This window comes from Amycolatopsis eburnea, assembly GCF_003937945.1.
Classification (GTDB): domain Bacteria; phylum Actinomycetota; class Actinomycetes; order Mycobacteriales; family Pseudonocardiaceae; genus Amycolatopsis; species Amycolatopsis eburnea.
The window spans coordinates 1-374 of the sequence record NZ_RSEC01000034.1 but is presented as its reverse complement, the minus strand read 5'-3'; the positions used below and the strand labels follow the sequence as shown (position 1 = coordinate 374).

1 rRNA gene is annotated in these 374 nt (G+C 59.1%); it reads left to right on the top strand.

The features are described 5' to 3' along the window. A 16S ribosomal RNA gene (locus EIY87_RS11630) occupies positions 1-74 on the top strand; the annotation flags it as partial. Between the last annotated feature and the right edge of the window lie 300 nt (positions 75-374).

Sequence of the window (374 nt, the reverse complement as noted above, 5' to 3'; positions counted from 1 at the left end):
AGGTGGGACTGGCGATTGGGACGAAGTCGTAACAAGGTAGCCGTACCGGAAGGTGCGGCTGGATCACCTCCTTTCTAAGGAGCACAACACATCCAGTGAGCCCAGCTCACTGGAGTGGGCCTGGTTTAACACCCGCGTGTGGTGTTGCCGGGCTTGCTCAAGGAATTGTGGAACTACTGGTTATCGCCGGCGACGGTGAGCGAAGTCCGCGTGAGTACTGACCTGCAAGGGTCGTGGAAAGCACGCACCGAGCTCGGGTGGTCGGGTGTTCACATGCACGCTGTTGGGTCCTGAGGCAACACGCCGAGGGGCTAGCGCCCCGGAAGCTGTTTGTTTCTGGTGTGGTGTTTGAGAACTGTAGAGTGGATGCGAGC